At 74.9% G+C, this 14,608-nt stretch carries 14 protein-coding genes; 5 read left to right on the top strand and 9 right to left on the bottom strand.

Annotation, left to right across the window (positions count from 1 at the left end; genetic code table 11):
- Positions 1–218 precede the first annotated feature (218 nt).
- From ABZ452_RS16690 to ABZ452_RS16675, 4 genes are all read left to right on the top strand, one after another.
- On the top strand, positions 219–2,162 hold the full coding sequence (locus ABZ452_RS16690) for an ABC transporter ATP-binding protein (RefSeq protein ID WP_357943431.1): 1,944 nt from the start codon (positions 219–221) through the stop codon (positions 2,160–2,162).
- Positions 2,163–2,241: 79 nt separating this feature from the next.
- Positions 2,242–3,291, top strand: a complete 1,050-nt coding sequence (locus ABZ452_RS16685; protein WP_357943429.1) for an aldo/keto reductase — start codon at positions 2,242–2,244, stop codon at positions 3,289–3,291.
- Positions 3,292–3,409: 118 nt separating this feature from the next.
- Positions 3,410–4,489: a hypothetical protein gene (locus ABZ452_RS16680; protein ID WP_357943427.1), complete on the top strand. Its 1,080-nt coding sequence runs from the start codon at positions 3,410–3,412 to the stop codon at positions 4,487–4,489.
- Between the two features lie 42 nt (positions 4,490–4,531).
- Positions 4,532–5,083 (top strand): RNA 2'-phosphotransferase, encoded by a 552-nt coding sequence (locus tag ABZ452_RS16675; RefSeq protein WP_357943425.1) that lies wholly within the window; start codon positions 4,532–4,534, stop codon positions 5,081–5,083.
- 118 nt (positions 5,084–5,201) lie between these two features.
- On the opposite strand, the gene ABZ452_RS16670 is transcribed toward ABZ452_RS16675, so the two are convergent.
- The 4 genes from ABZ452_RS16670 to ABZ452_RS16655 form a co-directional block, all read right to left on the bottom strand.
- The gene (locus tag ABZ452_RS16670; RefSeq protein ID WP_357943423.1) at positions 5,202–6,473 is read right to left on the bottom strand and encodes a sulfite oxidase; all 1,272 of its coding nucleotides are present in this window, start codon (positions 6,471–6,473) and stop codon (positions 5,202–5,204) included.
- A 79-nt stretch (positions 6,474–6,552) separates the two neighbouring features.
- Positions 6,553–7,278: an ABC transporter ATP-binding protein gene (locus ABZ452_RS16665; RefSeq protein ID WP_357943421.1), complete on the bottom strand. Its 726-nt coding sequence runs from the start codon at positions 7,276–7,278 to the stop codon at positions 6,553–6,555.
- Positions 7,251–8,087, bottom strand: coding sequence for an ABC transporter permease (locus ABZ452_RS16660; RefSeq protein WP_357943419.1), 837 nt, complete (start codon positions 8,085–8,087; stop codon positions 7,251–7,253). The genes ABZ452_RS16665 and ABZ452_RS16660 overlap by 28 nt, the downstream gene beginning before the upstream one ends.
- The gene (locus ABZ452_RS16655; RefSeq protein ID WP_357943417.1) at positions 8,084–9,070 is read right to left on the bottom strand and encodes a sulfonate ABC transporter substrate-binding protein; all 987 of its coding nucleotides are present in this window, start codon (positions 9,068–9,070) and stop codon (positions 8,084–8,086) included. Before ABZ452_RS16655 ends, ABZ452_RS16660 begins: the two co-directional genes overlap by 4 nt.
- Before the next feature lie 118 nt (positions 9,071–9,188).
- Between ABZ452_RS16655 and ABZ452_RS16650 the strand changes: the two genes are divergently transcribed.
- The gene (locus ABZ452_RS16650) at positions 9,189–10,361 is read left to right on the top strand and encodes an LLM class flavin-dependent oxidoreductase (protein ID WP_357943415.1); all 1,173 of its coding nucleotides are present in this window, start codon (positions 9,189–9,191) and stop codon (positions 10,359–10,361) included.
- A 104-nt stretch (positions 10,362–10,465) separates the two neighbouring features.
- Here the strand turns inward: ABZ452_RS16650 and ABZ452_RS16645 are convergent, their stop codons facing one another.
- The 5 genes from ABZ452_RS16645 to ABZ452_RS16625 form a co-directional block, all read right to left on the bottom strand.
- Entirely contained in the window at positions 10,466–10,981 is a 516-nt protein-coding gene (locus tag ABZ452_RS16645) for an NUDIX domain-containing protein (protein WP_357943413.1), read from the bottom strand.
- A 123-nt stretch (positions 10,982–11,104) separates the two neighbouring features.
- Positions 11,105–11,752, bottom strand: coding sequence for a response regulator transcription factor (locus ABZ452_RS16640; protein WP_357943411.1), 648 nt, complete (start codon positions 11,750–11,752; stop codon positions 11,105–11,107).
- A gap of 14 nt (positions 11,753–11,766) precedes the next feature.
- Positions 11,767–13,092 (bottom strand): sensor domain-containing protein, encoded by a 1,326-nt coding sequence (locus ABZ452_RS16635; RefSeq protein ID WP_357943409.1) that lies wholly within the window; start codon positions 13,090–13,092, stop codon positions 11,767–11,769.
- A 17-nt stretch (positions 13,093–13,109) separates the two neighbouring features.
- Complete coding sequence (locus ABZ452_RS16630) at positions 13,110–13,880, bottom strand: ABC transporter permease (protein ID WP_357943407.1); 771 nt, start codon at positions 13,878–13,880, stop codon at positions 13,110–13,112.
- The gene (locus tag ABZ452_RS16625; RefSeq protein WP_357943405.1) at positions 13,877–14,602 is read right to left on the bottom strand and encodes an ATP-binding cassette domain-containing protein; all 726 of its coding nucleotides are present in this window, start codon (positions 14,600–14,602) and stop codon (positions 13,877–13,879) included. Before ABZ452_RS16625 ends, ABZ452_RS16630 begins: the two co-directional genes overlap by 4 nt.
- Positions 14,603–14,608 lie beyond the last annotated feature (6 nt).

Raw genomic sequence — 14,608 nt, 5'->3', positions numbered from 1 at the left:
ACGACGGGTCTGCCGGCGGGGCCGGCGTCGCCCCGCTGCCGGCGACCCCACCAGCCTGCCACCCACGGCGGGTACGCGCGACGCGACCCGACATCGCCCACCCGCTGGACCCCCGGCGACACGCGCTTGGGACACCTGTTCGACACGCCGGACACGGGGAGACACCGTCTTGTAGCGGACCGTAAGCTCCGAGGGCTGACCGTACCGGAGGAGGCCCCATGTCGGCGGTGATCGGCCCCCGAAACCCGTCCGAGGACGAGGCGGCGGCGGAGGAGTCGCCACTGCCGGAGCTGGCGGACGGGCACTGGATGAACCGGGCCACCGAGTTCGCCCACACCAGCTTCTGGGCGGTGGCCCGCCGGCTGCCCGCGCTGGTCCGCGAGGCCGTCGGCCTGGCCTGGGCGACCAGCCGCCGGGACACCATCGCCTCGATCGGGCTCAACATCGCCGCCGGGATGCTTACGACACTCGGCCTGCTCGCCACCACCGGGGTGCTCCGGCAGCTCTTCGCCGCGGGCCCGACGCCCGACCGGATCCGTGCGGCGCTGCCCGCCCTGCTGCTGGCGGCCGCCGCGGTGACCGTGCGCGGCGCGCTGACCGTCGCCGCCGGCTGGGCGCAGGCCCGGCTCATCCCGCAGATCAACTACCAGGTGGAGCTGCGGCTGTTCGAGACCACCACGGCGGTCGACCTGGCCGCCTTCGACGACGCCGGCTTCGCCGAGGACATGGACCGGGCCCGGGATCGCGGCATGGCCGAGGCGGCGTCGATCGTGGACCACACCGTCAACCTGGTCACCGGCCTCGTGGGCGTGCTGGCCACCGCCGCCGCGGTGACGGTGATCCAGCCGGTGCTGCTGCCCTGCCTGCTGCTCGCCGCCGTGCCCGAGGCGGCCACCGCGGTGAAGATGGCCCGCCGGCAGTACCTCGCCCTGCTGGCCTGGATCACCCGGCGCCGCCGGATGTATCTGCTGGCCCGGCTGATGGCCGACCGGCACACCGCCGCCGAGATCCGCTCCTACCAGATGCGCGACTTCCTGCTGGCCGAGTACCACCGGATGATGACCGTGGAGACCCGCGCGCAGCTGCGGCTGGCCCGCTCGCAGAGCGTCACCCGGGCGGTCGGCCTGTCGGTGACCGGGATCGCCGCGTTCGGCGTCTACGCCGTCCTGGGCGGCCTGCTGCTCGGCGGCGTGGTGGCGCTGGCCGCCGCGGCGACCGCGCTGCTCGCGCTCCAGTCCGCCCGATCCAGCCTGCGCATGGCGGTGTTCGCCACCAACTCGCTCTACGAGGACGCGCTCTACTACCAGGACTACCGGGACTTCCTCGACCGGGCGCGGCACCGGGTGCCGGCCGGCGGCGAGCGGCCCGTCGACGGCTTCGACCGGATCGAGCTCGACCGGGTCAGCCTCCGCTACCCCGACACGGAGGCGCCGGCCGTGGACGAGGTCAGCCTCACCGTCCGGCGCGGCGAGGTGATCGCGCTGGTGGGGGAGAACGGCTCCGGCAAGACCACCCTCGCCAAGCTCGTCGCCGGCCTCTACCGGCCCACCTCCGGCGTCATCCGCTGGGACGGCGTGGACGCCGCCGAGCTGGACCCGCGGCAGACCGCCGCGCAGGTGGCGGTGATGAGCCAGGACTGGTGGAAGTTCCCGTTCACCGCCCGGCAGAACATCCGGATCGGCCGGCACGACCGGCCCGCCGACCGGCCCGGCCCGCAGGTCGAGGACGCCGCCCGCGACGCCGCCGCACACGACATGATCACCGAGCTGCCGTTCGGGTACGACACCCTGCTGGACCGGCAGTTCAAGGACGGCCAGGACCTCTCCGGCGGGCAGTGGCAACGGCTCGTGGCCGCCCGCGGTCTCTACCGGGACGCCCGCCTGCTGATCTGCGACGAGCCCTCGGCGGCCCTCGACGCGCGGGCCGAGCACGCCCTCTTCCAGCACCTGCGGCGACACCCCGACCGGGCCGTCGTGCTGATCACCCACCGGCTGGCCAACGTCCGGCACGCCGACCGGATCTTCGTGCTGGACCACGGCCGGATCGTCCAGCAGGGCGACCACGACGAGCTGATGGCCCAGGAGGGCCTCTACCGGGAGCTGTTCGAGCTGCAGGCGGCCGGCTACCTCGCGCAGGCCGGGGAGGCGGCTGCCGAGCGTTGACCTCCAGTGCACTCGAACTCCTACGGTGACCGCACCGGCCCGCCGCCCGGTCAGCGCGGCGTCACCCCAGGGAGCCCACATGCGTCACCGCGTCCTCGGCGGCACCGGCATCGAGGTCAGCGTCCACTGTCTCGGCACCATGATGTTCGGCGCGGTCGGCAACCCCGACCACGACGACTGCGCCCGGATCGTCCACGCCGCCCTCGACCGGGGCGTCAACTTCGTCGACACCGCCGACATGTACTCGGCGGGCGAGTCGGAGGTGATCGTGGGCAAGGCGCTGCGGGGCCGGCGGGACGACGTGGTCCTGGCCACCAAGTTCCACTTCCCGATGGGGGAGGGGCCCAACCGGGGCGGGAACTCGCGGCGCTGGATCGTCCGCGCGGTCGAGGAGAGCCTGCGCCGCCTCGGCACCGACTGGATCGACCTCTACCAGGTGCACCGGCCCGACCGCGCCACGGACGTCGAGGAGACCCTCGGGGCGCTCACCGACCTGGTCCGGGCCGGCAAGATCCGGGCGTTCGGCTGCTCGACCTTCCCGGCCGAGGAGATCGTCGAGGCGCAGCACGTCGCGGAGCGGCGGGCGCTCGGCCGGTTCCGCACCGAGCAGCCGCCGTACTCGATCCTGGCCCGCGGGATCGAGACCGCGGTCCTTCCGGTCTGCCAGCGGTACGGCATGGGCGTGCTGGTGTGGAGCCCGCTCGCCTCCGGTTTCCTCACCGGGCGCTACCGGCAGGGGACAGCCGTCGACCTCACCGCCGGCCGACCGGCGCGCACCCCGGCCCGGTTCGACCCGGCGCTGCCCGGCAACGCCGCCAAGTACGCCGCCGTCGAGCAACTGGTGGCGCTCGCCGAGGAGATCGGCTGCTCGCTGCCCGAGCTGGCCGTCGCGTTCACCGTGGCACACCCGGCGGTCACCTCGGCGATCGTCGGACCGCGCACGATGGAGCAGTTGGAGGGGCTGCTCAAGGGAGCGGCGCTCGCGCTCGACGACGCGGTGCTGGACCGGATCGACGAGATCGTCCCGCCCGGCACGAACCTCTACCCGCCGGACGGCGTCTGGTCCCCGCCCGCGCTCACCGACCCGGCACTGCGGCGCCGTCCCCCGGCCGAGCGCGCCGCCGCCTGACCGCCGGGGGCACCGCCCGATCCGACGGGGGCCGCCCTGCCGGCGGTCGCCGGACGGCCGCCGGTGGACCGGGGTGACCGGTTGCCGCCGGGAGCCGCCCTCGGGCAGGATGCGCGGAATGGCCCGCCTGTCAGTCCGCCGCGCCACCGCCGTCGCGGCCGTGCTCGCCCTGCTCGCCGCCGGCTGCTCCGACCAGGCGAGCCCGCCGGCCACCTCGCGGGCCGCCGCGCCGACGCCGGCCGGCGGGGTCACCGCGACGCCGGCCCCGCCGGCCGCCCCGTCGCCCGTCCCGGCCGCGCGGGCCGGGCTCGGCGGCCGGCCGAGCCCGAGCGCCCGGCCGTGCGAGGTCTTCCCGGCGGACAACGTCTGGCACGCCGACGTCTCCCGACTGCCCGTGCACCCGCGCTCCGCGGCGATGGTCGGCGCGATCGGCGGCGGCGCCACGGTGCACGCCGACTTCGGCTCCGGCAGGTGGGAGGGCGCGCCGATCGGCATCCCGGTCACCGTCGTCCCCGCCGGCCAGCGGCGGGTCCCGGTGACCTTCGAGTACGCCGACGAGAGCGACCCGGGCCCGTACCCGGTTCCGCCGGACGCGGCGGTCGAGGGCGGACCGAACGGCACCGGCGACCGGCACGTGATCGTCTGGGACCGGGCGGCCTGCCGGGCGTACGAGCTGTTCGACGCGCACCGGAGCGGGGCCGGCTGGCGGGCCGGCTCGGGAGCCGTCTTCGACCTGCGGTCCAACAAGCTGCGTCGGGCCGGCTGGACGTCCGCGGACGCGGCGGGACTGTCCATCCTGGCCGGGCTGGTCCGCTACGACGAGGTGGCCGCCGGCCGCATCGACCACGCGCTGCGGGTGACCGTGCCGCGTACCCGCACCGGCTGGACCTGGCCGGCCACCCACTCCGCCTCGTCGGCCACCGACCCGGCGCTGCCGCAGCTCGGCCAGCGGCTGCGCCTCAAGCGTTCGGTGGACCTGTCCCGGCTGCCCCGGCAGGCCCGGATCGTCGCCGAGGCGATGCAGCGCCACGGGCTGATCGTCGCCGACCACGGCTCGGCCTGGTTCGTCTCGGGCGCCCCCGACCCGCGCTGGGACAACGACGCCCTGCACGCCCTCGGCGGCCTGCGCGGCAGCGACTTCGAGGTGGTGGACGCCGCGGGGTTGATGGTGAGCGGCGGGTCGGGCGCCACCCGCTGATATCCGTCGCCGGCACCCCGACCGGTGGGTCACACTGTCCGGGTGGATCATCGTGATCTGGTCCGGGTGAGCAAGCGGATGTCGCTGGCGCTGCGCCACCGCCCCGACCGGTTCCACCTGGCGCTCGACGGGGCCGGCTGGGTGCCGGTCGCCGACCTGCTCGCCACGCTGGGGATCACCCGCGCCGACCTGGACGCCGTGGTGGCCGGCAACGACAAGCGACGCTTCGCCGTCGAACGCGGCCCGGACGGGGTCGACCGGATCCGGGCCAGCCAGGGCCACTCCGTCCCGGTCGACCTCGGCCTGTCCCCGGCGATGCCGCCGGAGCGGCTCTTCCACGGCACCAGCGAGGCCGCCCTGCCCGCGATCCGCGCCGAGGGCCTGCACCGGGGCCGCCGGCACCACGTGCACCTCTCCCCGGACGTGGAGACCGCCCACCGGGTCGGCGCCCGCCGCAGGGACACCGTGGTGATCCTCGCCGTCGACGCCGCCGCGATGTCCGACAACGGCTACGTCTTCTATCGCAGCGCCAACGGCGTCTGGCTCACCGACACCGTCCCACCCGCCTACCTCACCCCCACCCCACCCCGTTGATCATGAAGTTATTACCACCGACAACGGCGTGTCGGGACAATAACTTCATGATCAACCGCGCGGCGCGCGGCGCGCGGCGCGGGGCGCGCGGGGCGCCGGGGCGCGGGACCGGGTGGGGTCAGTGCGCCGTCACCGGGTGGTGGACCACCGCGTCGAAGAGGTAGGCGAGGGTGTTGGGGGCGGTCCGGTCGGGTTGGCTCGCACCCGTGGTGTCGGTGGCGCGGGCACGGAGGGTGAATGGGCCCGGCGCCGGGGGTCGCCAGCGCGCCGTCCAGCGCTGCCAGGCGCCGCCCCGGTCGGCCGCCACCAGGTCGGCCGGGCGCCAGCCGTCGCCCGTGTCCACCTCGACCCGCTCGATGGGGCCGTTGCCCGACCACGACCGGCCGCGCAGCAGCACCTCCTCGCCCGCCGGCACCCAGGCGTCCCAGGCCAGCTCGAACGCGCTCTTCACCGGCTGGGCGCCCAGCACCGTGCCCCCGGCCGGGTGCCCGGGGCCGAACATCCGGTAGAACCGGGTGTTCCACGGCGAGAAGAGGGGCGTGGTGGAGACCTCCACCGGGCCCACCCACTTGATCGAGGAGATGCCGATCCAGCCGGGCACCACGACGCGGACCGGGAAACCGTGGTCGGCGGGGAGCGGCTCGCCGTTCATCTCGTACGCCAGCAGCACGTCGTCGAGGGCCTTGGCGATCGGCAGCGGGCGGCGTACGCGCCCGAGGTTGATCCCGCCGGTCACGTAGTCCGGGTCCAGCCCCTCGGGCATCACGTCGACCGCGTCGTCCCGCAGCCCGGCCAGCCGCAGCACGGTGCCCAGCCGGACGCCCCGCCAGCGCGCGACGCCGACCCCGCCCAACCCCCAGGCCACTCCCGGCGCCGGATCGCCCTGCTGCTCGGTGAAGAAGCGCCGCCCGTTGCCGGCGCACTCGAGCAGCGCGTCGCTCTCCTCGGCGGGCAGCCGGCGCAGCTCGTCGAGGCTGAACTCGACCGGGGCGTCCCGGGTGGGCGCGTCCCGCAGCCCGGTGCCGAAGAGGCGCAGCCGCCAGGTGTCGGCGTCCAGCCGGGGCGTCTCGGTGTGGTTGCGGACGAAGAACCGGTCGTTCGGCACCACGTACCCCTGCCCGGCCAGCGCCGTCCACCGCATCTCGGCGTTGGTGTCCAGCGGGCGCAGCAGCTCCGACGGCAGTGGCTTGGCGATCGGCGTACCCGGATCGACGCCGACCGGCGCGGCCGCCACCGCGACCGGCTCGCGCTCGGCCGCGGCGGCGGTCAGGGCGGCCATGGCCGCCCCCAGTTCCAGCAGCCGGTCGCGGTCGACGCCCGCGCCCCGGGCCTCCCCGGCGAGCCACTGCCGGCTCCGGCGGGTGTCGTGGTCGGCTTCGGCGTGGGACACGGGTGACCTCCGGAGAGTGGGCGGCGCTGCCACTCCTATCCAATCAGTAGGACTTTTCGCCACGGCAGCGCAGGTCGGGTCAGGCGGTGGGCACGCCGAGGCGGTCGAGCAGCCGCCGCCGCAGCGCGCCGAGGGCGGGGTCGTCGGGGCGGGGGGCGGGACCGAGGTCGACGGGGATCTCCTCGGCGATGACGCCCCCGTCGAGGAGCAGGACGCGGTCGGCGAGCAGCAGCGCCTCCTCCACGTCGTGGGTGACCAGCAGCGCGGCGAAGCCGTGCTCGGCGCGCAGCCGGCGCAGCAGGCCCTGCATGCGCAGCCGGGTCAGGGCGTCCAGCGCGCCGAACGGTTCGTCGAGCAGGAGCAGGTCGGGTTCCCGGACCAGGGCCCGGGCCACCGCCACCCGCTGCGCCTGCCCGCCGGAGAGTTCGGCCGGCCAGGCCCGGCCCCGGTCGGCCAGGCCGACCTCGGCCAGCGCGCGGTCGACCCGGGCCGCGACGTCCGGGCCGGCGAGCCCGAGGGCGACGTTGTCGGCGACCCGCTTCCACGGCAGCAGCCGGTGCTCCTGGAACACCACGGCCGCGGTGCCGTGCACGACGTGGGCGCCGGTCGCCTCGTCGTCCAGGCCGGCGAGGACGCGCAGCAGGGTGCTCTTGCCGGAGCCGCTGCCGCCGAGCAGCGCCACCGTCTCCCCGGCGCCGATGGCGAGGTCGACGCCGGCCAGCACCACCGTGGGACCGAACGCGCGGCCCACCGCCCGGGCCGTGAGCACCGGCCGGGTCAGGTCGCCCGCAGTCCGCGCCGCCATGTCAGCGTCCTCCTCTCGGCGTACCGGAGGGCGAGGTCGGAGAGCAGGCCCAGCGCGGCGTAGATGAGCAGGCCGAGCACCACCACGTCGGTCTGGCTGAACTCGCGGGCCTCCATCATGAGGAAGCCGACGCCGGTCTGGGCGTTGACTTGCTCGCCGACGACCAGGCTGAGCCAGGCCGCCCCGATGGCCAGCCGCAGCCCGAGGAAGAGGGCGGGCAGCGCGCCGGGGAGGACCACGTGCCGCAGCCGGGCCGCCGGGCCGAGCCCGCAGGTGCGCGCCGCCTCCACCAGCCGTTCGTCGATGTCCCGGATGCCGGCGTACGTGTTGAAGTAGATCGGGAAGAACGCGCCGAGCGCGACCAGGGTGATCTTCAACGACTCGCCGATACCCACCCAGATGATCAGCAGCGGGACGAGGCCCAGGTGGGGCAGCATGCGGGCCATCTGCACCGGCGGGTCGACCAGGTCGTCACCGAGGCGGAACAGTCCGGCGGCCGCACCGAGCACCAGGGCCAGGCCGCCGCCGATGAGCAGGCCGAGCGCGGCGCGGGTGAGCGAGTCGACGAGGTGCACGGCGAGGGTGCCGTCCCGGGCCAGCCGCCAGCCGGTGGCGAGGACGGCGCTCGGGGCGGGCAGCTTCTCCGGGGCGAGCAGGCCGGCCCGGGCGGCCGCCTCCCAGCCGAGCACCAGCACGAGCGGGCTGACGAGTCGGCGCCACCGCCGGGCCGCGCCGTCCCGCCGCCGGCGCGGCGCCGGCCCGGCCGGTACGACCGGTGCCGGCGCCTCGGCGAGCGCCGGGCTGGTCATCCGAGCACCTCGTTGAACCGCCCGTCCACCCGTCCGGCGATGTCCACCGGGCCGGGCACCAGCTCCAGCTCGACGAAGCTGTCCGCGATGGCCTGGAGTTCGGCGCCGATCTCGGGGGTGACCGGGGCGAGCGGCCGGGCGCTGCGGGCCAGCGCGCGGGTGGTGACGTCGAGCGGGATCTTCAGCTCGGGCGCGAGGGTCGCGGCGCGCTCCGTCGGGTGGCTGATGCCCCAGTCGGTCACCTGCCGGTACGTGGTCAGGAAGGCCCGGACGTCGTCCGGCCGGTTCTTCACCGCCTCCGGCGCGGCCAGCACGTACTCCCGGTTGCCGGCCAGGCCGGTGGCGTCGGCGAGCACCCGCACGCCGGGCTGCTCGGCCAGGGCGAAGTACGGGTCCCAGATGATCCAGGCGTCGACCTGCCCGTTGTCGAACGCGGGCCGCCCCTCGGCGGGCTTCAGGTACTTCACGTTGACGTCCTTCAGGGTCATCCGGTTCGCCTCCAGCAGCTTGACCAGCAGCCAGTGCACGTTGGAGCCCTTGTTGAGCGCCACGGTCTTCCCGCGCAGGTCGGCGAAGCTCCGGTAGGGGCTGCCGGCCTTGACCAGCACGGCCTCGCCCTGCGGGATGGGGTCCGAGGTGCCGATGACGGCGAACGGGATCTTCCCGGCGGCGGCGAACACCGGCGGCGCCTCGCCGACCTGGCCGATGTCGATCGAGCCGGCCTTGAGCGCCTCGGTCAGCGCCGGGCCGCTCTCGAACAGCGACCAGGTCACGTTCGGCGCGGCGGCCCGGGCCTTGACCAGGCTGAGGCCGCCGAACCGCTGGTAGCCGATCCGCAGCGGGCCGCTGCCTCCGCCGCTGGCGTCGGCCGCGTCGCCGCCGCAGGCCGCCAGGGCCGTGGTGGCCAGCAGCGCCAGGGTGGTGAGCAGCGCGGCAACGGTGCGGCGCCGCCGGGGGCGGGCGGTTCTCGACGGGGTACGCATGGCAGCTCCTCGGAGAGGGGGATGTCCCGGCCGTCGGTGGACGCGAGCAACCTACCAACCCGATAGGATTTATGGGTAGGGTGTGGACGCCGTCGTCCCACCCCTCAGGAGGTTTCCCATGCCGCTCACCTTCCACTGGTTCCTGCCGACCTACGGCGACAGCCGGGACATCGTGGGCGGCGGGCACGGTGTGCCGGTCGGCACCGCCGGCGGCGCGCGGCCCGCCAGCGTCGCCTACCTCGGGCAGATCGCCCGCAGCGCCGAGCAGCTCGGCTTCGCGGGCGCGCTCACCCCCACCGGCGCGTGGTGCGAGGACGCCTGGCTGAGCACGGCCATGCTGACCGAGGTGACCGAGCGGTTGAAGTTCCTCGTCGCGTTCCGCCCCGGGCTGCTCTCGCCGACCCTGGCCGCCCAGATGGCGTCGACGTTCCAGCGGCTCTCCGGCGGCCGGCTGCTGCTCAACGTGGTCACCGGCGGCGAGTCCACCGAGCAGCGGGCGTACGGCGACTTCCTCGACAAGGACGCCCGCTACGCGCGCACCGACGAGTTTCTGCACGTGGTCCGCGCGCTGTGGCGCGGGGAGACGGTGGACCACGCGGGGGAGCACCTGCGCGTCGAGGGCGCCCGGCTGAGCCGGCTGCCCGACCCGGTGCCGCCGGTCTACTTCGGCGGGTCGTCCGCCGCCGCCGGCCCGGTGGCCGTCCGGCACAGCGACGTCTACCTGACGTGGGGCGAGCCGCCCGCGCAGGTGGCCGGCAAGCTCGACTGGATCCGGGGGCTGGCCGCCGAGGCGGGCCGGGAGCTGCGGTTCGGCATCCGGCTGCACGTCATCACCCGGGACACCGCCGACGAGGCCTGGGCGCAGGCGCGCCGGCTGCTCGACGGCATTGACGAGGCCGACATCCGGGCCGTCCAGGAGGGGCTGCGGCGCAGCGAGTCCGAGGGGCAGCGGCGGATGCTGGACCTGCACGGCGGCTCGCGCGACGGCCTGGAGGTCGCGCCGAACCTGTGGGCCGGGGTGGGGCTGGTCCGTGGCGGCGCCGGCACCGCCCTGGTCGGCAGCCACACCGAGGTGGCCGACCGGATCGCCGAATACCACGCGCTCGGCATCGACGAGTTCATCCTCTCCGGTCACCCGCACCTGGAGGAGGCGTACTGGTTCGGCGAGGGGGTGCTGCCGATCCTGCGCAGGCGTGGCCTGTGGCGACACCCGGCCGGCGAGCCGGCCGGGGACGTGCCGGCGAGCGTGCCGTTCACGCCGCAGCCGGTGCCAGCCGCGGCCCGGGGCTGAGCGCGGCCGCCGGGCCCGCCGGCGTACCGGCCGAAGTCATCAGGCGTGCGGGCCCGGGGGCAGTCGGTGTGCGGGCCCGGGGTCAGCCGGCGTGCGGGCCCGGGTCAGTCGGCGTGCTGGCCGGCGAGGAAGTCGGCCAGCACCCGGGTGTGCGTGGAGAACGCCAGCTTGACCGGCTCGGTGAGGACCAGCCACTCGGTGGCCTCCTCGGTGGGCGCCGACGGGGGCAGGTCACCGACCGGTCGTTCGGGCAGCACGCCGAAGACCATCATGGTGCCGCCGGCCGGCGCCCCGTGCACCGCGAACAGCCGCGCCTCCTCGGCCTCGGCGAGCAGGCCGGTCTCCTCCCGCAGCTCGCGGACCAGCGCCTCGGACCACTCCTCGCCGTACTCGATGAAGCCGCCCGGCAGGGCGAGCTGGCCGCGGGCCGGCTCGATGTCCCGGCGGACCACCACCACGCCGAGGCCCTCCGGGGTGCGCACCGGCAGCACGGCCACCGCGACGGGCAGCGGGTTGCGCCACACCGTCTCGCCGCAGGTGGGGCAGACGCGCGGCCACCCGGCCTCCGCCGGGTAGGCCACGCCGCAGAACGAGCAGTGCGAGTACGGAGCGGCGGTCACGCCGCTGCACGTTACCCGCCCGCCGGCCCGGGCGCGCCCTTCACCCGTCCGCGCGGGGTGTCTCCGGGTGCCGCAGCCGTTCCGCCCGGCGGAGCGACACCCGCTGACCACGAGGACGGGACATCAGCCGCCGCCGACGTGGCGGAGGACGGCCAGGACCCGGCGGTTGTCGCCGTCCGAGGACGGCAGGCCGAGTTTCGCGAAGATGTTCGCCACGTGCTTCTCCACGACTCCGGCGGTGATGACGAGAGCCGCCGCGATCCCGGCGTTGGATCGTCCCTCGGCCATCAGCGAGAGCACCTCACGCTCCCGGGGGGTCAGCGACGCCACCCCGGCCGTGTCCTGCCCGGCCCGCATCAGGTGGCCGACCACCTCGGGATCCAGCGCGGTGCCACCGGATGCCACCCGGGTCAACGCGTCCACGAAATCGGCGACGTCGGCGACCCGGTCCTTGAGCAGGTATCCGACCCCGGTCGGCCGGTCGGCGAGCAGGCGGATCGCGTAGCGGGTCTCCACGTACTGGGAGAACACCAGCACACCGACGTCGGGATGGTCGCGTCGGATGTCGATGGCGGCGCGCAGTCCCTCGTCGGTGTGCGTCGGCGGCATCCGGATGTCGATGATGGCCACATCCGGTGCGGTGGCGGCGGTCGCGGACCGCAAGGCGTCGGCGTCGGCCACCGCCGCACACACCTCGAAACCGCGGTCGGTGAGCAGCCGGACCAGCCCCTCGCGCATCATCGCGGCATCCTCCGCGATCACCACCCGCATGTCGTCGCCTCCGTTCACAGGTGTGGGGGCAGGTCGATCTCGACCCGGGTCGGACCGCCGGTCGGGCTGTGCACACGCATCCGGCCGTCCACGACGGCGATGCGGCGGGCCAGGCCGGACAGGCCGGGCCCGTCCGGGTCCGCCCCGCCGACGCCGTCGTCCGTGACGGTCACCGTCAGGCACTCGCCGGATCGGACGACGCCGAGCCCGACACGGGTCGCCCGGCTGTGTTTGGCCGCGTTCGCGAGCAGCTCGGCGGCGCAGAAGTAGGCGATGGTCTCGATGGCGGGCGCGGGGCGGTCGGGCAGCTCGACATGCACCGCGACCGGGATGGCGCTGCTCGTCGCGAGCGTCGCCAGCGCGTCGCCGAGACCGCCGTCGAGGACCGGGGGGTGGATCCCGCGCACCAGGTCGCGCAGGTCGGCCAGGGCATCCTTCGCTCCGCGGTGGGCGAGCGCGACCAGTTCGCGGGCCTGCGCGAGGTCGGGTGGCGGGCCGTCGGCACCGAGCTTCTCGGTCGCCATGCCGAGGTTCATCGCCAGCGTGGCCAGCCGGATCTGCGCGCCGTCGTGCAGGTCCCGTTCCAGCCTGCGCATCATCGCGGCCGCGTCGTCGATCGCGCGGGCCCGGGTGACCTGCAGTTCGCGTACCCGCTCGGCGAGCCGGCGCGGACCGAGCAGCCGTCGCATCGCGGCGACGTCCAGTGCCGTACCGGCCCGCATCAGCCACGGTGCGACCAGCAGCATGGCGAGGCCGGCCGCGGCGATGAGGAACGTTCCGGCGAACGTCCGCGTGCCGATGGCGCCGAACGGCGTCAGCGCCCACACCGGGCCGAGGGTCGTTCCGGCCGGGTGGTTGCGGAACAGCGGCCACCACACCGGGTAGCTGAGGTTGACCGCCCCGAACACGTAGCAGAACGCGCCGTAGCCCTCGGGGATCGCCAGGGGCACCTTGAGCAGGCCGTACCCGACGGCGCGCCAGCCCGGTCCGTCGGCGACCACGGCGCTGATCCGCTTCGAGGGCCGCGGCGGCGGGGCGTCCACCTGTACGCCGAGCAGCCGGTCGGCGAGCGAGCGGTGCACGGCGCCCATCGCGCGCCCGATCGGGGCGGCCAGCACGACCAGGAGCGCGACGGTGAGCGGAAGCAGGACCAGGAACAGCGGTGCGACGGCAGGTGCGGGCTCCTCGGCTGTGGCTCCGGTGGCCCAGAGGACGAGGGCTCCCAGGGCCGGCACGATCGCCGGTGCGCTCAGGATCGCGACCGCACTGACCACGCCGACGACGCAGAACACCGCCCGGCGCAGGGCCAGTGTGGTGAACGGAGCACGCAGCGCGGTCACCAGCCCATTGTCGCCGCTCACGCGTCGCGATGGCGGAGCAGCACTCCGCCGCACAGGATCGCCACCGCCGCGTACCCGCACATCAGCAGCGCGCTGATCCAGCCGGCGAACAGCCCGGGCACCGGCGAGGTCACCGCGATCGAGTTGAGCAGCATCAACAGCGGGACGAAGCGCCCGACCGCGATTCCGCTCTCGCCGAACAGGCCGGCCACGATCATCGGGACGAACATCAGACCGAACAGCGTGCCGATGGCGGCGCCCGAGTGCCGCACGATCGCCCCGATGCCGACCCCGATCAGCGCCGTGACGCCCAGGTACACGCCGGTCAGCACGACCGCGCGCAGGATCGCCGGGTCGGTCAGGGAGGCGGCCGGGATGGCGGTGCCGCGGATCGCGAGCTGCCCGCCCAGATAGCCGGCGAAGCTCGCGACCAGGCCGACGGCGAGAGCCGCGCCGCCGCACACGGCGACCTTCGCGGCCAGGACGGTCCGACGCCGCGGGACGGCGGCGAGCGTGGAGCGGATCATCCCGGTGCCGTATTCGCCGGTCACCATGAGGACGCCGAGCGCTCCGAGGAGCAGCTGGGCCACGATGGCGCCGCCGAGGCTGTTGTTCAGGATCTGGGCGGCGGTGGCGACCGGCGTGTGCGATCGGTACCCGAGTCCCACCCCGGTCCCGGCCGCCGCCATCGAGACCACCGCGGCGACCGCCAGCCACCACGTCGACCGGACGCTGCTCAGCTTGATCCGCTCCATCCGGGCCGCGTGCCGGAATCCGTACCCGTTCATGACGCTCCCACTCCGCGATAGTCGGTGGCCGCCGAGGTGAGCCGGAAGAACGCGTCCTCCAGGCTGTCGCCGCCGGCGGCGAGTTCGGCGACGGTCGTCTCGGCCAGCAGCCGGCCGCGGCCGATGACCACCAGCCGGTCGGCGGTCAGCGCCATCTCGGCGATCAGGTGACTGGACACGAACACCGTCCGGCCTTCGGCGGCGAGCCCGCGCAGCAGGTCCCGGATCCAGCGGATGCCCTCCGGATCCAGTCCGTTGACCGGCTCGTCGAGCAGGAGGACGCCCGGGTCGCCGAGCAGGGCCACCGCGACGCCGAGCCGCTGGCGCATGCCGAGCGAGTACGTGCCGGCACGGCGCGTCGCCGCGTCGGACAGACCGACGGCGCGCAGCACCTGCTCGACCCGGGCACCGGGGATGTCGTTGCTCGCGGCCAGCGCGGTGAGGTGCGCACGGGCGCTGCGGCCGGGATGGAACGCCCCGGCATCGAGGAGCGCGCCCACCGTCTTCAACGGCCAGTTCAGGTCCGGGTACCGGACGCCGCCGATCAGTGCCTCGCCGTGGTCCGGGGCATCCAGGCCGAGGATCATCCGCATCGTCGTCGACTTGCCGGACCCGTTCGGGCCGAGGAAGCCGGTCACCACCCCCGGCTGCACCCGGACGCTCAGCCGGTCCACGGCGACCCGGTCGCCGTAGCGTTTCGTCAGCTCACGTAGTTCGATCACACGATT

The sequence above is a fragment of the Micromonospora sp. NPDC005707 genome (assembly GCF_040631005.1).
In the GTDB taxonomy this organism is placed as follows: domain Bacteria; phylum Actinomycetota; class Actinomycetes; order Mycobacteriales; family Micromonosporaceae; genus Micromonospora.
The sequence above is the reverse complement of the archived record's forward strand: the minus strand, read 5'-3'. Positions and strand labels throughout refer to the sequence as shown.